The sequence below is a fragment of the Alishewanella sp. HH-ZS genome (assembly GCF_001704375.1).
GTDB lineage: Bacteria > Pseudomonadota > Gammaproteobacteria > Enterobacterales > Alteromonadaceae > Alishewanella > Alishewanella aestuarii.
Window position 1 is genome coordinate 41,565 of the sequence record NZ_LZEJ01000012.1, and the last position, 18,267, is coordinate 59,831.

The 18,267-nt window shown below is 51.7% G+C and carries 22 protein-coding genes; 8 read left to right on the forward strand and 14 right to left on the reverse strand.

All coding sequences use genetic code 11. From position 1 onward, the window contains the following. Positions 1–11 precede the first annotated feature (11 nt). On the reverse strand, positions 12–1,469 hold the full coding sequence (locus tag A9165_RS06700) for an NAD-dependent succinate-semialdehyde dehydrogenase (RefSeq protein WP_065955357.1): 1,458 nt from the start codon (positions 1,467–1,469) through the stop codon (positions 12–14). Positions 1,470–1,551: 82 nt separating this feature from the next. Continuing rightward, a complete protein-coding gene (locus tag A9165_RS06705; protein WP_065955358.1) occupies positions 1,552–1,800 on the reverse strand; it encodes a TIGR03643 family protein in 249 nt (82 codons plus the stop codon). A 149-nt stretch (positions 1,801–1,949) separates the two neighbouring features. Between A9165_RS06705 and A9165_RS06710 the strand changes: the two genes are divergently transcribed. Continuing rightward, a complete protein-coding gene (locus tag A9165_RS06710) occupies positions 1,950–2,459 on the forward strand; it encodes a lipocalin family protein (protein ID WP_065955359.1) in 510 nt (169 codons plus the stop codon). A gap of 62 nt (positions 2,460–2,521) precedes the next feature. Here A9165_RS06710 and A9165_RS06715 read toward each other — a convergent pair whose 3' ends face one another. Together A9165_RS06715 and A9165_RS06720 are read right to left on the reverse strand one after the other, a co-directional pair. Continuing rightward, complete coding sequence (locus A9165_RS06715; protein ID WP_065955360.1) at positions 2,522–3,994, reverse strand: aminoacyl-histidine dipeptidase; 1,473 nt, start codon at positions 3,992–3,994, stop codon at positions 2,522–2,524. Between the two features lie 152 nt (positions 3,995–4,146). Continuing rightward, positions 4,147–4,770 (reverse strand): LysE family translocator, encoded by a 624-nt coding sequence (locus A9165_RS06720; RefSeq protein WP_065955361.1) that lies wholly within the window; start codon positions 4,768–4,770, stop codon positions 4,147–4,149. A 228-nt stretch (positions 4,771–4,998) separates the two neighbouring features. On the opposite strand from A9165_RS06720, the gene A9165_RS06725 reads away from it, so the two are divergent. Further along, entirely contained in the window at positions 4,999–5,604 is a 606-nt protein-coding gene (locus A9165_RS06725) for a DUF502 domain-containing protein (protein WP_008951036.1), read from the forward strand. Positions 5,605–5,643: 39 nt separating this feature from the next. On the opposite strand, the gene A9165_RS06730 is transcribed toward A9165_RS06725, so the two are convergent. Continuing rightward, on the reverse strand, positions 5,644–6,063 hold the full coding sequence (locus tag A9165_RS06730; RefSeq protein WP_065955362.1) for an acyl-CoA thioesterase: 420 nt from the start codon (positions 6,061–6,063) through the stop codon (positions 5,644–5,646). Positions 6,064–6,271: 208 nt separating this feature from the next. Between A9165_RS06730 and A9165_RS06735 the strand changes: the two genes are divergently transcribed. Further along, positions 6,272–6,718, forward strand: coding sequence for an SRPBCC family protein (locus A9165_RS06735; protein WP_065955363.1), 447 nt, complete (start codon positions 6,272–6,274; stop codon positions 6,716–6,718). A gap of 128 nt (positions 6,719–6,846) precedes the next feature. Then, positions 6,847–7,764, forward strand: coding sequence for a DMT family transporter (locus A9165_RS06740; protein ID WP_008609228.1), 918 nt, complete (start codon positions 6,847–6,849; stop codon positions 7,762–7,764). A 102-nt stretch (positions 7,765–7,866) separates the two neighbouring features. Here A9165_RS06740 and A9165_RS06745 read toward each other — a convergent pair whose 3' ends face one another. From A9165_RS06745 to A9165_RS06755, 3 genes are all read right to left on the reverse strand, one after another. After that, positions 7,867–8,643: a DNA ligase gene (locus A9165_RS06745; protein ID WP_255365664.1), complete on the reverse strand. Its 777-nt coding sequence runs from the start codon at positions 8,641–8,643 to the stop codon at positions 7,867–7,869. A 160-nt stretch (positions 8,644–8,803) separates the two neighbouring features. Continuing rightward, complete coding sequence (gene mtgA, locus A9165_RS06750) at positions 8,804–9,502, reverse strand: monofunctional biosynthetic peptidoglycan transglycosylase (protein WP_065955364.1); 699 nt, start codon at positions 9,500–9,502, stop codon at positions 8,804–8,806. 26 nt (positions 9,503–9,528) lie between these two features. Continuing rightward, the gene (locus A9165_RS06755) at positions 9,529–10,488 is read right to left on the reverse strand and encodes a YihY/virulence factor BrkB family protein (RefSeq protein WP_065955365.1); all 960 of its coding nucleotides are present in this window, start codon (positions 10,486–10,488) and stop codon (positions 9,529–9,531) included. 251 nt (positions 10,489–10,739) lie between these two features. Between A9165_RS06755 and A9165_RS06760 the strand changes: the two genes are divergently transcribed. Both A9165_RS06760 and A9165_RS06765 read left to right on the forward strand, forming a co-directional pair. Then, entirely contained in the window at positions 10,740–11,138 is a 399-nt protein-coding gene (locus tag A9165_RS06760) for a nucleotidyltransferase domain-containing protein (protein WP_065955366.1), read from the forward strand. Further along, positions 11,125–11,571, forward strand: a complete 447-nt coding sequence (locus A9165_RS06765) for a DUF86 domain-containing protein (RefSeq protein WP_065955367.1) — start codon at positions 11,125–11,127, stop codon at positions 11,569–11,571. The genes A9165_RS06760 and A9165_RS06765 overlap by 14 nt, the downstream gene beginning before the upstream one ends. Before the next feature lie 11 nt (positions 11,572–11,582). On the opposite strand, the gene A9165_RS06770 is transcribed toward A9165_RS06765, so the two are convergent. Further along, complete coding sequence (locus tag A9165_RS06770; protein ID WP_255365665.1) at positions 11,583–12,917, reverse strand: exonuclease domain-containing protein; 1,335 nt, start codon at positions 12,915–12,917, stop codon at positions 11,583–11,585. Between the two features lie 4 nt (positions 12,918–12,921). Further along, the gene (locus tag A9165_RS06775) at positions 12,922–13,893 is read right to left on the reverse strand and encodes a calcium/sodium antiporter (RefSeq protein ID WP_065955368.1); all 972 of its coding nucleotides are present in this window, start codon (positions 13,891–13,893) and stop codon (positions 12,922–12,924) included. Between the two features lie 135 nt (positions 13,894–14,028). Between A9165_RS06775 and A9165_RS06780 the strand changes: the two genes are divergently transcribed. Continuing rightward, positions 14,029–14,211 carry a hypothetical protein gene (locus A9165_RS06780; protein WP_008609237.1) on the forward strand — a complete coding sequence of 61 codons (183 nt, stop codon included), beginning with the start codon at positions 14,029–14,031 and terminating at the stop codon, positions 14,209–14,211. A gap of 80 nt (positions 14,212–14,291) precedes the next feature. Here the strand turns inward: A9165_RS06780 and A9165_RS06785 are convergent, their stop codons facing one another. Continuing rightward, a complete protein-coding gene (locus tag A9165_RS06785; RefSeq protein ID WP_008609239.1) occupies positions 14,292–15,113 on the reverse strand; it encodes a zinc-dependent peptidase in 822 nt (273 codons plus the stop codon). Positions 15,114–15,218: 105 nt separating this feature from the next. Between A9165_RS06785 and A9165_RS06790 the strand changes: the two genes are divergently transcribed. Next, complete coding sequence (locus A9165_RS06790) at positions 15,219–15,695, forward strand: TerB family tellurite resistance protein (protein WP_008609240.1); 477 nt, start codon at positions 15,219–15,221, stop codon at positions 15,693–15,695. On the opposite strand, the gene A9165_RS06795 is transcribed toward A9165_RS06790, so the two are convergent. From A9165_RS06795 to A9165_RS06805, 3 genes are all read right to left on the reverse strand, one after another. After that, positions 15,692–16,033 (reverse strand): hypothetical protein, encoded by a 342-nt coding sequence (locus A9165_RS06795; RefSeq protein WP_008609241.1) that lies wholly within the window; start codon positions 16,031–16,033, stop codon positions 15,692–15,694. The two genes, A9165_RS06790 and A9165_RS06795, sit on opposite strands and share 4 nt — an antisense overlap. A gap of 88 nt (positions 16,034–16,121) precedes the next feature. Next, complete coding sequence (locus A9165_RS06800) at positions 16,122–17,303, reverse strand: ABC transporter permease (RefSeq protein ID WP_008609242.1); 1,182 nt, start codon at positions 17,301–17,303, stop codon at positions 16,122–16,124. Continuing rightward, positions 17,300–18,232: an ABC transporter ATP-binding protein gene (locus tag A9165_RS06805; protein ID WP_008609243.1), complete on the reverse strand. Its 933-nt coding sequence runs from the start codon at positions 18,230–18,232 to the stop codon at positions 17,300–17,302. Before A9165_RS06805 ends, A9165_RS06800 begins: the two co-directional genes overlap by 4 nt. Positions 18,233–18,267: the final 35 nt, after the last annotated feature.

Here is an 18,267-nt window from a genome sequence, read left to right on the forward strand (position 1 = left end):
CTTGTAATAACTTAAATCAAACCACCCAAACAGACATATTTTAACTGGGTATAGTCATCGAGCCCGTAACGCGAGCCCTCTCGGCCGTAACCCGATTGTTTGATACCGCCAAAAGGCGCGGCAGCGTTAGAAATAATGCCTTCGTTCACACCCAGCATACCAACTTGCAATGCCTGCGCCAGCCGGAATACCTGACCCAGCTGTTGGCTATAGATATAGCCGGCCAGACCATAATCGCTGGCGTTAGCTAAGGCTATGGCTTGCTGTTCAGTGCTAAAGCTGGTGATGGCCAGCACCGGACCAAAAATCTCCTGCTGGAATAGCTGCATCTGCGGCGTAACGCCGGTTAGCAGTGTTGGCTCGAAAAACAAGGAGCCGGCCGGATGCGGCTTGCCACCATGCAGCAAGGTCGCGCCTTGGTCGAGCGCATCGTCCAGTAACTGCTGCACCTTAGCCACCGCTTTAGCCTCTATTAAAGGCCCAATAGTCACGCCGGGTTCAGTACCAGCACCGACCTTAAGTGCCTGCACTTTAGGTAACAGGATTTGCAAAAACTGTTCAAGAATAGAGTCTTCGACCAACACCCGGTTGGCACAAACACAGGTTTGGCCGGCATTACGAAACTTGGCGGCAATTAACCCCTCGGCGGCGGCTTCCAGATCGGCACTGGCAAACACGATAAAGGGAGCATTACCACCCAGCTCCATACTGACCCGTTTTACGCCCTCTGCACATTGCTTTAGCAGGGTTTTACCTACAGCAGTAGAGCCGGTAAAACTAAATTTATTGACCAGTGGGTGGGTGGTAAGCACCTCGCCCAGTTGCTGAGCGTTAGTGCCAACCAAGACATTAAAAATTCCGGCCGGTACGCCAGCCCGCTGCGCCAGCTCGGCGCAGGCTAATGCTGAGAGTGGCGTTTGTGCTGCGGGTTTTACCACAAAGCTGCAACCCGCAGCTAACGCAGCGGCCGCTTTACGCATTAACATGGCATTGGGGAAATTCCAGGGGGTAATGGCCGTGACGACTCCCACGGCCTGCCGTAGTACCAGGATCTGTTTATCGGAGGCAGGCGCCGGAATAATATCGCCATAGAGCCGTTTCGCCTCTTCGGCAAACCAGCCCAGGTAAGAGGCGCCGTAACGAATTTCTGCCCGCGCCTCAGCCAGCGGTTTCCCCTGCTCTAACGTCAACAATAACGCCAGATCGGCCTCATGCTGCAACAACAGTTGCTGCCATTCTATCAACACGGCAGCGCGTTCTGCCGCGGCCAGTGCGGCCCAGCCCGGTTGCGCAGCCGCCGCTGCCTCAACTGCCATAGTGGCATCAGCCAGGGTCGCTTCGTCAACCTGCGCCAACGTCTTACCATTTGCCGGGTTTACCACAGCAAAGCGATGGGGGCCTGCTGCTTGCCACTGGCCATTGATAAAAGAGCGGGTTTTAACTAACGCCGGCTCGGTGAGGGCTAACATAGGCGGCACTCCTGCTTAGCAAGGGAATTGCCGCTATTAAAACATGCTCTTAAGACAGATAAAACCTAACTTTGTTATCAGGTTAGCGTTTATATTGGGTAGGACAGTAAGCGCGGTTAATCTCCGGGCTGCGCAGCTTCAGGTGCTTGGTTTTGCGGCCACTGACTCTGGCGCGCCAAAGCCGGAAACTACTCGCCTTTAACTCCGCACGCATAAAACGGATCAGCACACTCTCATTCAGGCCATATAGATTTTCAATCGCTTCAAAGGGGGTACGATCTTCCCACGCCATTTCGATAATGCGCGAGCGCTGCTCATCATTAAAGGTCATTGGCATCCTCCATTACCGCATAACGCTGATATAGCTCCAGCGGTGCAAACTCCGAAAAAATATTGAGAGCCATAATGACTTATCAAAAAACCATAATGGTGATTAAACGTATAAACTGAGCTAACCGATTGCCTGGCAGGAAAATTTTTATGCGTTTTTATTGGCTGTTATTGTTATTACTCGCAGGCTGTACCAGTGTGCCGGAAAAGGTGACGCCGGTCAGCCCTTTTGAGCTGGAGCGCTATCTAGGTACCTGGCATGAAATCGCGCGGCTGGACCACTCGTTTGAACGCGGTTTAACGCAGGTAACGGCGGAATATAGTTTGCGTGATGATGGCGGTATCAGCGTCCTTAATCGGGGCTATGATGCGACAAAAGAGCGCTGGAAAAGTGCTACCGGCAAGGCGTATTTTGTTGGCGACAGCAATACCGGCCGCTTAAAGGTGTCATTTTTCGGGCCTTTTTATGGTGGCTATAATATTGCCAAGCTGGATCCGGATTACCAGATAGCCCTGGTGGTCGGGCCCAATCTGGATTACGCCTGGCTGCTGGCCCGCAAGCCACAGTTGTCCGCTGCAGAATGTGCGCCCTATCTGGCCGAAGCCGAACGCATTGGCATTGCCCTGGATCAGCTGATCTGGCTGGCGCCTTGTAGCTAGCCCAAAAAAACGCCGGCACTGCGCTTTGCACAGGCCGGCGTACTGTTGTGTTAAAGGTGGAATTAAGCTCGCGCTGGGATCCGCTCTAGTACGGCCAACAGCAGCTGCCAGTACTGACCGACAGTTTCGATATTAACCATCTCATCCGGACCATGTGGGTAGCGGATAGTTGGGCCAATCGACACCATATCCATCTCTGGGTACGGCTTTTTAAACAAACCGCATTCCAAACCGGCATGGATCACCATAATCACCGGCTCTTTGTTATAGATTGCCTGATAAGTATCTTTAACAATCGCCATGACCGGCGAAGCTGGATCGGGCTTCCAACCCGGATAAGCACCACTGAACTTCACCGCAACACCAGTCAGGGCCGCTAATGATGCCAGGGTGCTCTCAACCTGCTCGCGGCCGGAGTCGATCAGCGAACGGATTAAACAGACCACCTGAACGGTATCGCCGGTGGTGGTAACGACACCCAGGTTTAATGACGTTTCTACCACACCGGCAATATCGTCGCTCATCCGCACGACACCGTTCGGGCAGGCATTAAGCAGGTGTAGTACCTTATGCTGGCTGTCATTATTCATCACCTGGGCCGGTAAAATGGTCTCGGCTACGGCGAATTTAATCGCCGGCTCCACGGCTGACAGTTCTTGCCGGATCAGGGTTTCAAAGGCGGCTACTGCCTGCTCTAAGCGGGCGCGGTTATCTGCGGCCAGCGTTACGGTAACGCCCGCTTCACGCGGAATCGCATTGCGCAGCGAGCCACCGCTGATTTCACTGACTTTCAGATCCAGTGCTGCCGCCTGCTCAACCAGAAAACGCGCCAGTAGTTTGTTGGCATTGCCGCGGCCAAGATGAATATTCACTCCAGAGTGGCCACCTTTTAAGCCACTTAGGTTTAAACGGTACGCCTGATGACCAGCTGGTACCGGTTGCCATTGCATGGGGATACTAAACTCGGCATCGACACCACCGGCGCAGCCCATATAGATTTCGCCTTCCTGCTCCGAGTCGGTATTAATCAGGATCTCGGCGTCGAGCAGGCCAGCTTCCAGACCAAAGGCACCGGTCATACCGGCTTCTTCGTCGATCGTTAACAGTACCTCTAACGGACCATGTTTAATGTCGTCACTACCTAAAATAGCCAGCGCCGACGCCATACCAATACCGTTATCTGCACCCAGCGTGGTGCCCCGGGCCGTGACCCATTCGCCATCGACATAGGCATCAATAGGATCTTTAGTAAAGTCGTGCACCTTATCGGCATTTTTTTGTGGCACCATATCCAGATGCGCCTGGATCACTACGGTTTTGCGGTTTTCCATCCCCGCTGTCGCCGGCTTTTTAATGATCAGGTTGCCTACCTTGTCTTCCACGACGGTTAAACCTTTATCGCGGGCCCAGGCCTGAATATGCCGGCTAAGCGCCTGCTCATGTTTGGACGGATGTGGGATAGCACAGATTTGAGCGAACCATTGCCATAGCGGCTGCGGGTATAACTGCGGGTATAAACTGGAAATAGCGGTCACAACAACTCCTGATCAAGGGGCAGAGAAATTGTCGTGATTTTATCACAACCTGTATCGCAGGCGCATAAGCCACCGGCTAATCGCCGGCGGGCTGCGATTAATAACGTAAAGCCGGATAGACAGTCGTCAGCTATTTCTTACAACTGACGGCTTTAACCCATTAACATCCAGATTGCGACGCCAAACATCAGGCTGGCACCAATGCGGTTTAAATACTGTACTCTGTTGGTTTTCGCCAGAAACAACGCCAGCGCCTTACCGCCACTGGCATACAACAGCATAGAGCCAAACTCCAGCAGCAGAATAATGGCCACCAGCACCAGCAATTGCGGCCAAAACGCCAGTTTGCTATCGATAAAGGGCGGTAATAACGCCATATGAAAGGCCCAGCCTTTGGGGTTAGACACGGCGGTAATAAAGCCCTGACTAAACAAGGTGCGCCGCGGTAACAACACCGGCGCTGTGCCCAGCTGCGGCAGCGCCAGTTTGCCTTTGGCGCGCCACATTTGGATGCCAATATAAGTTAGATAGGCGGCACCAAGCAGTTTAAACCACTGAAACAGGTCCGGAAACTTCAGCATCAGAGCGGCCACGCCTAATACCGCCGCCATGGCAACTAAACCCACGCCCAGCATCTCGCCCCACATCATCCAGAAGGTACGACGCACGCCCTGACTCATCCCCAAGGTCATGGCCAGCGTCATACACATGCCTGGCGTCACAGAAACAAATAAAAAGGTGGGAATAAAAGCGCCCAATAATGTCAGATTAACCATAAGTACCCCGGTAGACTCACCGCTTATTCTGGCGACTTCTACTTATTGCAGCAATAGCTAAACTAACTTTTAGATTATCCTGGTCAACCGCACGCCTCCTTTTGCAGTTAAAACAGCGCCAGAAAAGCAAAATCTAACCGGCAAGCGTCATCCAGCCCCAGACTGGCGCCCGCTTCCTGATCGCTGTTATGCTAGCGCTACTTTGACTGATGCAGATTGAAATCCCTGATGAAAATAGTGGTAAGAAGTTTATTAAAAGGCCTGGCGATTGTACTGCCGTTAATTATTACTATCGAGCTGCTGCGCTGGCTGCTGACCACGATCGAAAGTGCACTCGCTCCAGTGGTGCAACTGCTGATCCCGGCCACCTGGTATCTGCCTGGCACGGCAATACTGTGTTTTGTGATCGCCTGTGCGGTAATTGGTTTTAGCTCGCGCTGGGCAGGTGTGAACTGGCTCTGGCAGTTGCCGGGCAAAGTATTAATGAAACTGCCGGGCAGCAAACAAATTTACGGCATGTTGCAAGATTTAATTGATGTGATGGCCGGCAAGAACTTTAGTGATGGCTCAGTGGTGATGGTGAAGCTGCCGTCATCCGAGATTGAACTGATTGGCATTGTTACCAAACAAGGCGGCCAGGCAGAAGACCGGATGTCGTCACTGATGCAGGAAGAACAACTGGCGGTGTTTATCCCGATGGCCTACAACGTCGGCGGCTACACCATTATAGTGCCACGCAGTTGCACCCGCAGCCTTGATATGAAGCCCGCCGAAGCCCTGCAACTGGTGCTTAGCGGTGGTTTGGGTAGCAGCAAAGCGCCGGGAAAATCATAAGCGCCGCTATCGAAGACAGACCCCCGGCGTTGCTTGCTGTTATTCGAGATCCAGATTTAAAGTGCGCAGCTCTCTTAACGTCTGGGACTGCAACATTTCTAAGGTTTTATGGTGCGGCTCTGGCCGTTGCGTTTGCGCGTCTACCCGCACAAATACGATATCATCGGCAAAGCAGATGGTTTTTTTGGTGGCCTTGTTACGCACCAGACAGCTTACCGTAATAGAGGTTCGGCCCACCGCTTTGGTGGCCAAACCAAACTCGACCACGTCACCCAGCTTAGCCGGGCTTTCAAAACTGATGGCACCCATATGCTTGGTCACCAGGCTATTGGTTTCTAACTGACAAATGGCGTAAATCGCCGCTTCCTCGTCTATCCATTCTAATGCCCTGCCACCAAAGAGGGCATTGGCATAATTTAAATCACCTTGCATCACCAACCGACGGCTTAAAAAACGCATCTTCTCACCTGTAACATCATTGTTTGAACGTTAAGTATATCCCTGTTGGCGTATTGCACCAATGCACCAGCCGCTTTAACGATAGCAAGACTGCCGCCATTTTGCGATATCCGCTGACCGGCCAACCGATAGCGTCACTCCGCCTCTGACAGTTTCGACTACACTTGATCACAACCACAAACCACACCTTAATTGCAGGAGATGCATAATGTCAGGCAATACCATAACCCTACATCGGGTAGTAAAGGCCCCGCCAGAGCGGGTTTATCGCGCCTTTTTAGAGCCGGAGGCGTTAGTAAAATGGTACCCACCGCATGGTTTTACCTGCCGGGTACTGAGTATGGACGCCCGGGTTGGTGGTGGTTATAACATGGCTTTCACTAACTTTAGCAGCGGCAAAAGCCATAGCTTTGCCGGCACTTTCCTCGAGTTAATACCCAATAGCCTGATCCGTCTGAATGACCAGTTTGACGACCCTAATTTACCTGGCCCGATGCAGGTAACGATCCGCTTAAAGCCGGTATTAATAGGCACCGAACTGACGATCGAGCAAAGCGGTGTGCCGGAAGCCATACCGGCTGAATTCTGTTATGCCGGCTGGCAGGAATCCTTGCAGCTGCTGGCGCTGCTGACCGAACCAGAAGTCAACGATTAGGTGAGATAAAAGCGCTGCCATACGGCATTGATTGAGCAAGCAAATAATTTTCTTTGCCGGCTACTGTTTTCAGTGCGCACAAGGCTTTATGATCGCAACCCTGTTATTGCCCTGCGCGATTACCTTCAATGCAAAATATCCTGCTGTATCTGATTACCGTCCTGATTTGGGGTTCGACCTGGTTTGCCATTGAGTTTCAGCTGGGCGAAGTGGCCATTGAAGTCTCGTTGTTGTATCGCTTTGCGCTGGCCGCGGCATTAATGTGGCTGTACTGCTGGTATCGCAAGCTGGATATGCGTTTTTCGCTGCGCCAGCATGGCTTTATTCTGCTGCTGGCCAGCCTGAATTTTGCGCTGAATTTCCTGTTTATCTATCAGGCGCAGCAATATCTGACTTCAGCCATGACGGCGATTGCCTTTACAACGATGTTGCTGATGAACATTATTAACACCCGGCTGTTTTTCGGCAAACCGGTGGCTAAACGTATCTATTTTGGCGCCCTGCTCGGCATTGCCGGCATCGTTGTGTTGTTCTGGCCGGATCTGGACGGTATCGATTTCACCAACACCAGTTTACTCGGCTTAATCCTGATCTTATCCGGCGCCCTGTCAGCGTCCTTTGGCAATATGGTCAGTGTACGTAATTCGCGGGAACAAATGCCGATTATGCAGGTTAATGCCTGGGGTATGCTGTATGGCAGCCTGGTGCTGCTGGCCGCCGCACTAATCAAGGGCCACAGCTTTACTTTTAGTACTGAGCCGGCCTATCTGCTGTCGCTGGTCTACCTCGCGGTATTTGGTTCGGTGATTGCTTTTGCCAGTTACTTTGCGTTACTAAAACAAATAGGCCCGGAAAAAGCCAGCTATACCATAGTACTGTTCCCGTTAGTGGCTGTGGTGCTAAGTACCCTGTTTGAAGATTTTCACTGGACCAGTTACACCTTTAGCGGCTTTGCGCTGGTGTTGCTGGGTAATGCCATCGTCCTAACGCCTTTTGACCGCATTCGGGCCCTGCTTAACCGTGAGCAGCCAAAGCTAGCCAACTGAGGTGCGTAGCAGAGTTAAGTCGCTCTGAAACCTATCGAGGTAGCAGAGTTAAGTCGCTCTGAAACCTATCGAGGTACCAGCGTAAAAACGATAGCAGCGTGGCTAGAACGCCTGTCGCTCCCGTAAAAATCGGGCAAAGCGCGGTATCCCATTGCTGGTGTAACCATTATAACGATAAGTAATTTCGCTACCGATGGCCGGCGGTGTTTGCCGCAAGGCATCGGTTAAGCCGCTGCCAATAGCAAACTCCAGCCCTTCAGGTGTTCTGACAATAAGCGCCCCTACCATGCCCTGATATTTCCCCCTACCAGGCCGATAGCCAATCACTGTCGCTTCGGCATCCTGATAGGTTTTAAGTTTAAGCAAATCTGCGCTGCGGCCGGTTTTATAGTGCGCATCCTGATGATGCAGCATTAAGCCCTCAGCGCCAGCCTGCTCCAGCTGTGTTAACGTTGCCAGTAAGGTTGCTCTGTCCGCAACACGGAACTGTGGTACTACCTGCAGAAAAGGGCTATTTTGCTGCTGTACCAGCAGTTGCATCATCCTGATCCGTTCAGTGAAAGTCCCCTCTGCCTGCGGCAGTTCAAAAATATAATAGGCTAACTGCTGCCACTCACTATTTACTGGCTGCTGCTTGCTCACCGTACTTAAGATTTGTGCAAACTGCTGCCTGGCAAGCCACAGCTCACCATCGAGCGGCCGTGGTGGAAAGTCTGCGGTAAACCAGGCTGGCGCCTGAATAATATTGCCACCACGGGAAATCAGCTGTTTGCCATCCCAGTAAGCCCGCACACCATCCAGCTTTTCACTGACCCAATACTGCCTGACATCAATATTATCCTGATAATCCTGTGCCAACAGCAGATCAGGCTTTGTCACAGCCAAGAGTGGAAAACTACCGAGCACCAGCAAAAAATTAACATTTTAAGCATTATTTTGCTTCCTTTATGCAAAATAGTGAGTGTAGCCGCTGAGCGCCTGAGCGCAACTTAGCTGGATACTGGCTAGACTGAAAACGGTGACAAAAGGCTAACGCGGGTTAATCCAGTACCGGTTTTAGATAGCCTGCGCCCAGTTGCCGCATCTGTTGTTCAACCCAACTGACGCGTTGCTGTAGGTAGGGTGTTAATTGATTCGGATCGCGCCGACGCGGGCTTGGCAACAGTACTGCTAATCTGGCAGCCTGATTGCGGCTTAATTGGCTGGCTGATTTACCAAAGTAATACTGACTGGCCGCTTCCACACCATAAATACCGGGTCCGAATTCGGCGATATTCAGGTATACCTCCAGGATACGCTTTTTGCCCCAAAGCACTTCCAAGCTCAGCGCTAACGCTGCCTCCAACCCTTTTCGCAGCAAACTGCGGCCAGGCCATAACAACAGGTTTTTTGCGGTTTGCTGGGTGATGGTACTGGCGCCACGCAAACCGCCGCCATCGTCAAAGCGCTCCAACGCATTACGGATTTCATCGATATCAACACCAAAGTGCTGCGGGAAGCGCTGATCTTCTGACGCCACCAGCGCCAGCGGTACATGTGGCGGCAATTGTGCTATGTCGATCCACTGCTGCTTAACCGGATACGGGCTTTGTAACATAAAGGCGGTTGTCGGCGGCGGCACAAAACGTAAGATCAGAAGTAAAATTAAGACCAACGCTAACAATAGCAGTGCCAGCTGCAAGGTACGCCAACATAGCAACCCCAGCCAACCGAATACACCGCGCTTCTGCTCTGTCATCTTGCCTCTTTAGTCACTTGCAACCGTCAATTGTTAGTACCCGTTTGCTCATTCGGCGGCGAGTCGATGATAAGCTCCCGATGCACACATACCGCAACATTTTTCGGCCGGATAGGCTTACCCCGCCCTTCCAGATGGGCACGGGTAAAGGCCGCGCCAAACAACAAAATCATCGAAGAATAATTCACCCATAGCAGTAATAATGCCAAAGAACCGGCAGCGCCGTAAGCCGAGGCTGTCGCGGTATAGGCCAGATAAACAGAGATAAAAGAGCGACCGATAGTAAATAACAAGGCGGTAATAAAGGCACCCAGCAACACGTCACGCCAGGCCAGCAGTACGTCGGGCAAAATTTTAAACATGGCGGCAAATAGCAAGGTGATCACCAGTAAGGATAAGCCCCATTCCATACCCACCATCGCCCAGCCTGGCACGGGCAACCATTCCTCCGCAAACGCCATTACACTGCGTAGTGCCACCGACAGCAGTAATGACACCATCATAATAAAACCAATCGCCAGAATAATGGTTAACGATAACAAGCGGCTTTTCAGCAGCGCCCAAAGATTGTTACGCTTTGGCCGCGGTGCTACACCCCAGATCTGATTCAGAGATTGCTGCATCTGTGCAAACACTGTGGTAGCACCAATAATGGTGGCAACAATACCGACTAACGCCGGGATAAAGCCACTTTGATCAATTTGCGAATTAACCACGGCAGTCTGTATCACTCCAGCCGCTTCTGACCCTAAAGTTTCTTCGAGCTGGGTAAATAACTCCCCTTGCACCGCCCGCTCACCAATAACCAGCCCGACCAGTGCCACCACGACCACTAAAATAGGCGCAATCGAAAACACCGTAAAAAATGCCAGCGCAGCAGCATAAATAAAGGCCTGGCTATCAAGCCAATGCCGAAAGGCTGCCGCCAGAATACTCAGCCAGTGTCGCACTGTGTTGGGGAGTTTATTGAAGATATGACTCAGCATGCCCGATATTACCTTTGCCGCGACGCGCGCTTTATTTCTGTTTGTATCAGTGGTCTATGATAGCAAGAAAGTGTCAGCACAAAAGTCAGTTTAACCATTACCATGGACGTTTTCGCTAAGCTTGCCTGTTAAGACACTAAATCACAATCACTTACGTCAAGGCTAGTGCCCCAGAGCTGACCATTTGCCCTACCCTAAAGCAAGGGTTACACTGCCTTTATCAGCTAACCATCTGCAACGCGGGGCCCGGTTTGAATTTCTTACCAATACTGCAGTTATTACAACAACGGTTGCCAAATTTAATGGCAGTTTACGCCTTTGGCAGCCAGATACAGGGCACTGCGGATAAAAACAGTGACTTAGATTTGGCTGTGTTGGTCGCAGGCTATGCCGATGTGATTGAACTTTGGGATATTAGCAGTGACCTGGCTGAGCTGGCGAACTGCGAAGTCGATCTACTCGACTTTCGCGCCGCGACCACTGTAATGCAGTATCAAATCCTCACCACCGGTAAATGCCTGTACGCTATCGACAGCAGTGTCGGTATTTACGAAGCCATGGTGTTATCGCAAATGACGGCACTAAACGAGGCCCGCGCTGGTTTAGTGCAGGATATTAGAGAACAGGGAGCAGTGTATGGCCGTAACTAAGCTACCGGATGATGTATTACTGAATAAAGCTGCGACTATCGAGCGCTGTGTTAAGCGAGCACGGGATGAATATCAGCAAGATCCGCTCAGTTTCGCCAGCAACTTTACCCGTCAGGATGCCGCGATTTTAAATATCCAGCGCGCTTGTGAAGCGGCACTGGATATGGGCCAACATCTGCTCCGCAAATACAAACTAGGTATACCGCAAAGTTCGCGTGATGTATTTACCCTGCTTGCCACAGCAAACTTCTTACCAGCGGAATTAGCCGAAAAAATGAAAAAGATGGTCGGCTTTAGAAATATTGCGGTGCATGAATATCAACGTCTGCAACTGGCAATAACCGAGTATGTGATTACTCAGCGGTTAGATGATTTTAGCGAGTACAGCCAACTGCTGCTCAGCAAAGATGAGGCTTTTACATCCTCACCATAAGACCTGTTGACCTAAACCAACTGGCGACGGGCATTAATCAGCTTTAGCAGCTCCACCGTGGCCGTGGCATCAGCCAGGGCGCGGTGGTGGTTATTAAGTTTAATCTCAAACTCTTCACACAACTTACCCAGGCTATAGGATGCCAGTCCCGGGTAATAGCGGCGCATATTCACTACCGTGCAGAGCTGCGGCATCTCGAACGGCAATTCACAGCGGGCAAACTCGCTACGGATAAAGCCGTAATCGAACTTGGCGTTATGGGCAACAAAGACTGCGCCTCGTAAAAACTCGGCAAGCTTGTCGGCAATATCAGTAAAGGTGGGCGCATCGGCTACCATCGCATTGCTAATACCGGTTAAGCGGCTGATAAAAGACGGGATAGTGCGGCCAGGATTAAGCAGGGTGCTAAAGGTGTCTAACACCTCACCGGCCTGGACTTTTACTGCGCCAATTTCAATCACCCTGTCGGTGCCAGCTTTGCCGCCAGTGGTTTCGACATCCAGCACCACATAGAGCCGGTTGGGGTCGACTATCCACTGCAGTTTTTCAATCCGGGCGTTAAAACCGGCGTTATTCAGGGCTAGCAGCCGGGCGAGCTGATGGCGCTGAATTTTATCGCCGGGCGCTTTAACTTCGATAAACTGCAGCTGCTGCTCTGTAATCAGCAATAAATCCGGGTAGCCGCTGCTATTACGGTTAAAGTCCTGCGCCATGGCACGGAGTATTGGCGCAAGAGCACTCTCAGCCGGTTCGCCGCTTTTGTCATTTTCACCATTTTTCTGATGGCTGCGCGGCGCGTATTGCAGCAAAGGTAATAGCTGTTCAGCGAGATCGCTATGCCAGTAAAACAGGCTATTAGCTTTGCCATAATGCGCGGTTAACGCACTTAGCAGGATGGTTGCGGCATTTGGCGCGGCTAGCTGCGTTAATTTATGCTCGATGGTTGTTTGAAATTGCTGATAAAAGCCACCCGCACTTAAATTACGTGGCCGCCGCTCGAACGGGTTATGCAGCGCACTGTCCTGATGTTCGAATAACTCATGCCAGAACCACAGACCAAACAACGCCAGCCACAGGTTATTTTCGCTGTGAAACACCCGATAACCGAGCGCCTGATAATGCGCGATGAGCCCGGCTTCCGCTTTGCCCAGATAGAGCTCGTCTACGCCAATTTGCGGGGCCGCATGCAGCAGCTGTTGCGCTGGTATGCTGAGCTGTTCGAAACCGGCAAGCCAGGTGCTGGCAGAAGGTGTCAGACAAGGGCCATAATGCGTCTTTACAAACTGCAGTAACTCCTGAAAGTGCTGCAGATAGTAACGGGCATCCAGCTCCGGTCTGACCGCCATGCGTTTAACTAAGCACCGTGCTAATCAGATAGCCGGTATAACCGATAAATATCGCCAGCAACAGGGCACCTTCAACGCGGTTAATGCGGCCTTGTTTTTTATAGCCGTATCCCATCACGAAAATGGCTGCCGTTAATACCGCCATCAGCGTCCAATCACGGGTTAATACCACCGCTTCAACTGCCATCGGCTCAATGGCCGCAGCTATACCTACTACCGCTAAGGTATTAAACAGGTTAGAGCCAATAACGTTACCCAGCGCAATATCGTGCTCGCCTTTTTTAATCGCAATCAGCGATGAAGCCAGCTCCGGTAAGGAGGTGCCAACCGCAACCACGGTTAAGCCGATTATCAGATCACTGACGCCCAGGCTTTGTGCGATAAACACCGCGCCGTACACCAGTAACCGCGACGCCAGGATCAGTAGCGTCAGGCCAACCAGCAGCCAGATAATGGCTTGCTTCAGCGTCATTTGCTCGGCACTGGCCAGCTCGTCGCCCATTTCCACTGCCATCGCATCCTGGGGATTACGCATGCCCTGCCACACCGACCAGCCCATCAACACAAAGAATACCCCAAGCAGACACCAGGCATCGAAGCTACTTAATTGATGATCGAATAATTGCCAGCCGGCGAATAGTGTCACCAACATCAAAATCGGCAGCTCTTTGCGAAGCACTTGCGAGTTCACGGCGATCGGGCTTAATAACGCGACCAACCCGAGGATCAGCGCAATATTGGTAATATTGGAGCCGTAGGCATTACCCAGTGCCAGTGCCGGATTACCATCAGCCGCAGCCATGGCAGAGACCACCATTTCCGGTGCTGAGGTACCAAAACCGACAATCAACATACCAATTAACAGCGGCGGCATACCGGCATACTTTGCTGTCGCCGCAGCACCATCGACAAATTTATCTGCGCTCCAGACTAACAGCGCCAAACCCGAAATCAGAGCTAACACGGCCCACAACATAGCTTACTTCTCCTGAAGGTGAACTGCGTTTAGTGTAGCATGGCGCCAAAATGGCTAATAGCTGGCCAGCACAGCTTTTTTTGCAGCCCTAACCGCGAGCTGCTAAGCTGCTTAAAAAGCCCGAAGGAGAGGTTGATGGCGTTAATTGGTATCTTAGCAGTGTTATTTTTGGTGCTGTTTTTACTACTGCCCTTACTGGAAAAATATGGTAGCAAGGGTGAGCAAGCCGAACAGGACTATCGTAAATATGGCCGCTGGATCTTGCCACTGGTCGCTATTTTGTTACTGGCGCAATTAATTAAGATGCTGCTTGGTTAGGGCACTAAATAATTTAAAAAATAATAGTTTAAAAATTCAACACCAGCATACTTTTAGACTATTTGATGCTGTAGTGCTAATTATTGCCAGCTCAGTGGATTTAAGCGATAAAATCGGCTAAGTAACTGATATAAAGCCGGATGTTCGGTATTAAGCTCAGCCGGCTTTTCAAAGAATACTTCAGTCAAGACCGCAAAAAACTCCGCCGGGTTGGTGGCACCATAGGGATCAAGCAATACAGGTAACCCCAGCGCCAGCCGCTGCTGCAAGTCGTCATACGCTTGCTGCATTACGCTTGACCACTGCTGATAATCACTACTACGACTTAGCACCGGCGCGCCCTGGGTCGGCCCCTGCTCCTGATCCAGTTGATGGGCAAACTCATGGATCACCACATTATGGCCATCGTGCGGATCGGCAGCACCCGAGAGCGTGTCCTGCCAACTTAGAATGACCTTGCCCTGGCCCCAGGACTCACCGCTGAGCACCCGTTGTTCCTGCCGCACCAAGCCCGCAGCATCGGTTTGTGCTGTGTCAACAATAAAAGCAGAGGGGTAGATCAGAATACTGCGTAATGCCGGGTAATAGTGATTTGGGCGGTTAAGTAATAGCAGGCAGGCCTGAGCGGCGATGGTCACCCGCATTTCATCGGTTACCGTCAGGCCATCGCAACCAATAAAGGCTTTTTCGGCGATAAAAATCTGCATATGCTTTTTTAACTGCAATTGCAGATCGGCTGGTAAGGCGCGGAAATAAGGCATCCGCTGTTTCAGAATTTTACGCCAGGCTTCAGGAAAGGGCCTGGCAGCAATGCGCTGGCGCTGCCAACGCCGGTAATAAGGTTGCCCCAGCACTAAACCAATAATCAACAGCGTCAGTACAGCTAAAATAAGTAGCGGCAAAAGGGTGCTCCGGCACGATCAGTCGAACTCTTTCAGTGGGGTAAAGTCTGATAAAATTCAAGCTGTGTCAGGTTGTGTGCACGCCCTATGCAGAGGAGTTTCGCCTTGTTTAATTTTCTGAAAAACCTGCTGGAAAAAGCCGCTGAAGGCTTACCCGGTGCAGCCGCCAGCCATCAACCCTGGCAGGCAGCCGGCCTCAGTGAGCCACAATTTATGGCAGTGGTGCTGTTGCTGCAGCTAAGCCATGCCGATTTCGACAGTACCGAGCAGGAACAACAACTGGTCCTGCATTATATTGAACGGGAATATGCGCTGGCCAGGCCACAAGCACAGCAGGTATTGGCGCAGGCCAATCAGCTGGCCGCTGATGCCACCTGTTTGCATGCCTATACGTCGAAGTTGAAAGTATTAACAGAGCCAGAGCGGCTGGCGTTATTGAACCAGCTATGGCAACTGGCCTGGGCCGATGGCAGTGTCGACCCGAATGAAGAAATGATGCTGCGCAAGGTAGCGGATTTACTCTTTATCCGACACAGCGACTTTATCAAAGCCAAACTGGCCAACCAACCAGCTGAAGGCTAACGCGGCTCAGATTCGTCTTTACGCAGCACCTCACCTTCGATCACTGTGCCTTGTTGCTGCCGCTGCCCGGCGTAAGGATTGGCGCCATCTTGCTGGGCTTGCTGATAACGAGCCGCCTGCTCACGGAATTGCCGCATCCGTTGCCGGTGCCGGAATAGCAAAATCGGGATCAGGATCCAACTGAGCAGCAATGCAAACAGCAGAAAGACCGCACCCACCAGCAACATCACGCCCAATACCAGCCATGCCAGTAGGCGCTGCAAAAAACTGCCCTGGCTACGTAGCTGAAACTGCCGTTGCCACGCCGAAGCTTGTTGGCGAAAAGAAGGATCGATCATAGGTTTCCTTTAAAGTTGCCGCCGGTAGCAACCTCAGCTACCGGCAGGCATTATAGCCATTTTGGCTGAGTTTAGGCTGAATAGTTCATCAATCAGCCTTGTTACTGAGCGCCCAGCGCATAATATCTCCCCAGCTTGGCTCCTTGCCATACATCTGCATGCCACGTAAAAATATCCGGCCTGCTACCCGGCGCAGCCAGTACAGGGTGGCAAGCAACAGCATTAACGACAGCAACGGCTGCCACCAGGGCAATTCAACCAGCGCCATCCTGACCGGCATCGCCGCAAAGGAGGTGAGCGGCAGCCAACTTAATAACGTCATGGCCCAGCCGGTGGGGCTATCGATCACCAAATAAGTAAATAACAGCGGTAGCCAGGTGATCATCATCACCGCGCCCTTACCACTGGTATTGGGATCGTCAATCGAGGCAGCAATAGCGGCCATAAAGGTCGCACACAACACTACGCCAAGCAGGGCAAAGGGCAGTAACCAGGCTAAGACCCCAAGATTCAGCCAGTCCAGCTGCAGCGGTTTATTGGCAAACACCAGTACCGCCACCAGAAAACCCAGTAACATCATCAGCGTGGTGGTAAACATGGCTTTTAACGCACTCAGGCTATGACCCAGTACCTTGCCATCGATCCATTGCTGCGGTGTTACTATGGCAAATAACTGCTCTGTTACCCGATGCTGCTTTTCGCCGGTAATGCTCATTAACAGTTGACCAAAGGCAGTGGTAAGCCCCATCAACAGCATAAACAGCACCGCCAGGGCGATCAGTTTTTCCGGCCGATCTTTTCCCTTATAGTTGTCATCGAGGTAACGCATTTCAAGGCTGACAGGCTGCTGTAATGCCGCCAACTGCTCTGCCGACCAACCCTGCGCGGCGGCATACTGCTGCCGGTAGTGCTCCAGCAGCACGCTTTGTAACTGCTGTTGCCACTTTTTACCGGCCTTGGTATGGATCAGCACCTGCTCATCGCCTGGCTCCAGCACCGCATGCCAGGTTTCGTCCTGCTGCAGCTGTCGCAACTGCTCTTCCAGGCTGACCGTCGGCTGCTGAAACTGAAACTGGGCGCTACTTTCCAGACTAAAGCCGGCCGGTACTGCGATCCGATATTGCTGGCGGCCTTCATCCACAAAGTAACTCCAGGCAAAAATCGCTCCCATTACCCCCAACATCAGCAAATACGAGATCAGCTGTTGCTTCCATTTAAAAAACCGTAAAAATTCCCATTTGGCGACGACCAGACTTTGCCGCGAAATCATACTGCTTGCTCCTGTTGCTGATGTTGGGTCATCGCATTCAGATATAACTGATGCAAGTCCGGATTTTGCATTGAGATATTTTTCAACGCACAGTAAGGCAGCAGCTGCTGTAAACAGGCCGACAGCTGTTGGGTTTCATTAAGTCGCACCAACAGCCGCTGCGGTGTCTGTAGCAGCCAGCTGTATCCGGCTAACCAGCGGTCGAGCTGCTCACTGCTAATCGGCTGCTCGGTTTCAATCACGACTTCCGGTTGTGGCTGAGCCTGGCTGCGGATCTGCGCCAGAGTACCGGCCAGTACTGCCTGCCCTTTTGCCATCAACAGCATATGATCTGCCAGTTTTTCTACCATCGCCATCTGATGGGCACTTAAAATCACTGTCATGCCATCGGCACGCAGTTGTTGTAAAAACTGCACCACTTTTTCCTGATTCAGCGGATCCAGACCAGAAAAAGGCTCATCCAGAATAACCAGTGCCGGACGGTGGATCACCGCAGCAATCAGCTGAACTTTCTGCTGATTGCCCTTGGACAACTGCTTTAAATCCTCTTTCCGCCGATCCGTTAATTCAAAAACATTGAGCCAATGTGTCAGTTGCTGCTCGGTTTCTGCGGCAGATAAACCATGCAACTGCGCCAGAAAGCGCAGATTTTTTTCGACACTCTTGTCAGCATAAAGTCCACGGTCTTCCGGCAAGTAGCCGAGATAACGGCGGGGCACATGGTCAAATTCGCCCCCATCATGCTGTACCAGAATATGGCCGGCATCGGGACGGGTCATACCGACCAGCATCCGGATAATCGATGACTTACCGGCGCCATTGGGTCCGAGCAGCGCAAAAATCTCGCCTGGCTGGATCTGGAAACTAACACCGCGCACTGCCTGTACTGTGGCATAGTGTTTTTCAATCTGTGTCACTGTAATTTGCATTGTTACTTAATCCTTTGCTGCACTCGCCCCACTTT

Coding starts and splice junctions, on each gene's coding strand:
- A9165_RS06805 (WP_008609243.1), bottom strand. CDS start 18,232: ATGCAAATTACAGTGACACAGATTGAAAAACACTATGCCACAGTACAG.
- A9165_RS06735 (WP_065955363.1), top strand. CDS start 6,272: ATGTCAGGCAATACCATAACCCTACATCGGGTAGTAAAGGCCCCGCCA.
- A9165_RS06780 (WP_008609237.1), top strand. CDS start 14,029: ATGGCGTTAATTGGTATCTTAGCAGTGTTATTTTTGGTGCTGTTTTTA.
- A9165_RS06755 (WP_065955365.1), bottom strand. CDS start 10,488: ATGCTGAGTCATATCTTCAATAAACTCCCCAACACAGTGCGACACTGG.
- A9165_RS06795 (WP_008609241.1), bottom strand. CDS start 16,033: ATGATCGATCCTTCTTTTCGCCAACAAGCTTCGGCGTGGCAACGGCAG.
- A9165_RS06775 (WP_065955368.1), bottom strand. CDS start 13,893: ATGTTGTGGGCCGTGTTAGCTCTGATTTCGGGTTTGGCGCTGTTAGTC.
- A9165_RS06710 (WP_065955359.1), top strand. CDS start 1,950: ATGCGTTTTTATTGGCTGTTATTGTTATTACTCGCAGGCTGTACCAGT.
- A9165_RS06725 (WP_008951036.1), top strand. CDS start 4,999: ATGAAAATAGTGGTAAGAAGTTTATTAAAAGGCCTGGCGATTGTACTG.
- A9165_RS06800 (WP_008609242.1), bottom strand. CDS start 17,303: ATGATTTCGCGGCAAAGTCTGGTCGTCGCCAAATGGGAATTTTTACGG.
- A9165_RS06730 (WP_065955362.1), bottom strand. CDS start 6,063: ATGCGTTTTTTAAGCCGTCGGTTGGTGATGCAAGGTGATTTAAATTAT.
- A9165_RS06740 (WP_008609228.1), top strand. CDS start 6,847: ATGCAAAATATCCTGCTGTATCTGATTACCGTCCTGATTTGGGGTTCG.
- A9165_RS06765 (WP_065955367.1), top strand. CDS start 11,125: ATGGCCGTAACTAAGCTACCGGATGATGTATTACTGAATAAAGCTGCG.
- A9165_RS06720 (WP_065955361.1), bottom strand. CDS start 4,770: ATGGTTAATCTGACATTATTGGGCGCTTTTATTCCCACCTTTTTATTT.
- mtgA (WP_065955364.1), bottom strand. CDS start 9,502: ATGACAGAGCAGAAGCGCGGTGTATTCGGTTGGCTGGGGTTGCTATGT.
- A9165_RS06705 (WP_065955358.1), bottom strand. CDS start 1,800: ATGACCTTTAATGATGAGCAGCGCTCGCGCATTATCGAAATGGCGTGG.
- A9165_RS06700 (WP_065955357.1), bottom strand. CDS start 1,469: ATGTTAGCCCTCACCGAGCCGGCGTTAGTTAAAACCCGCTCTTTTATC.
- A9165_RS06770 (WP_255365665.1), bottom strand. CDS start 12,917: ATGGCGGTCAGACCGGAGCTGGATGCCCGTTACTATCTGCAGCACTTT.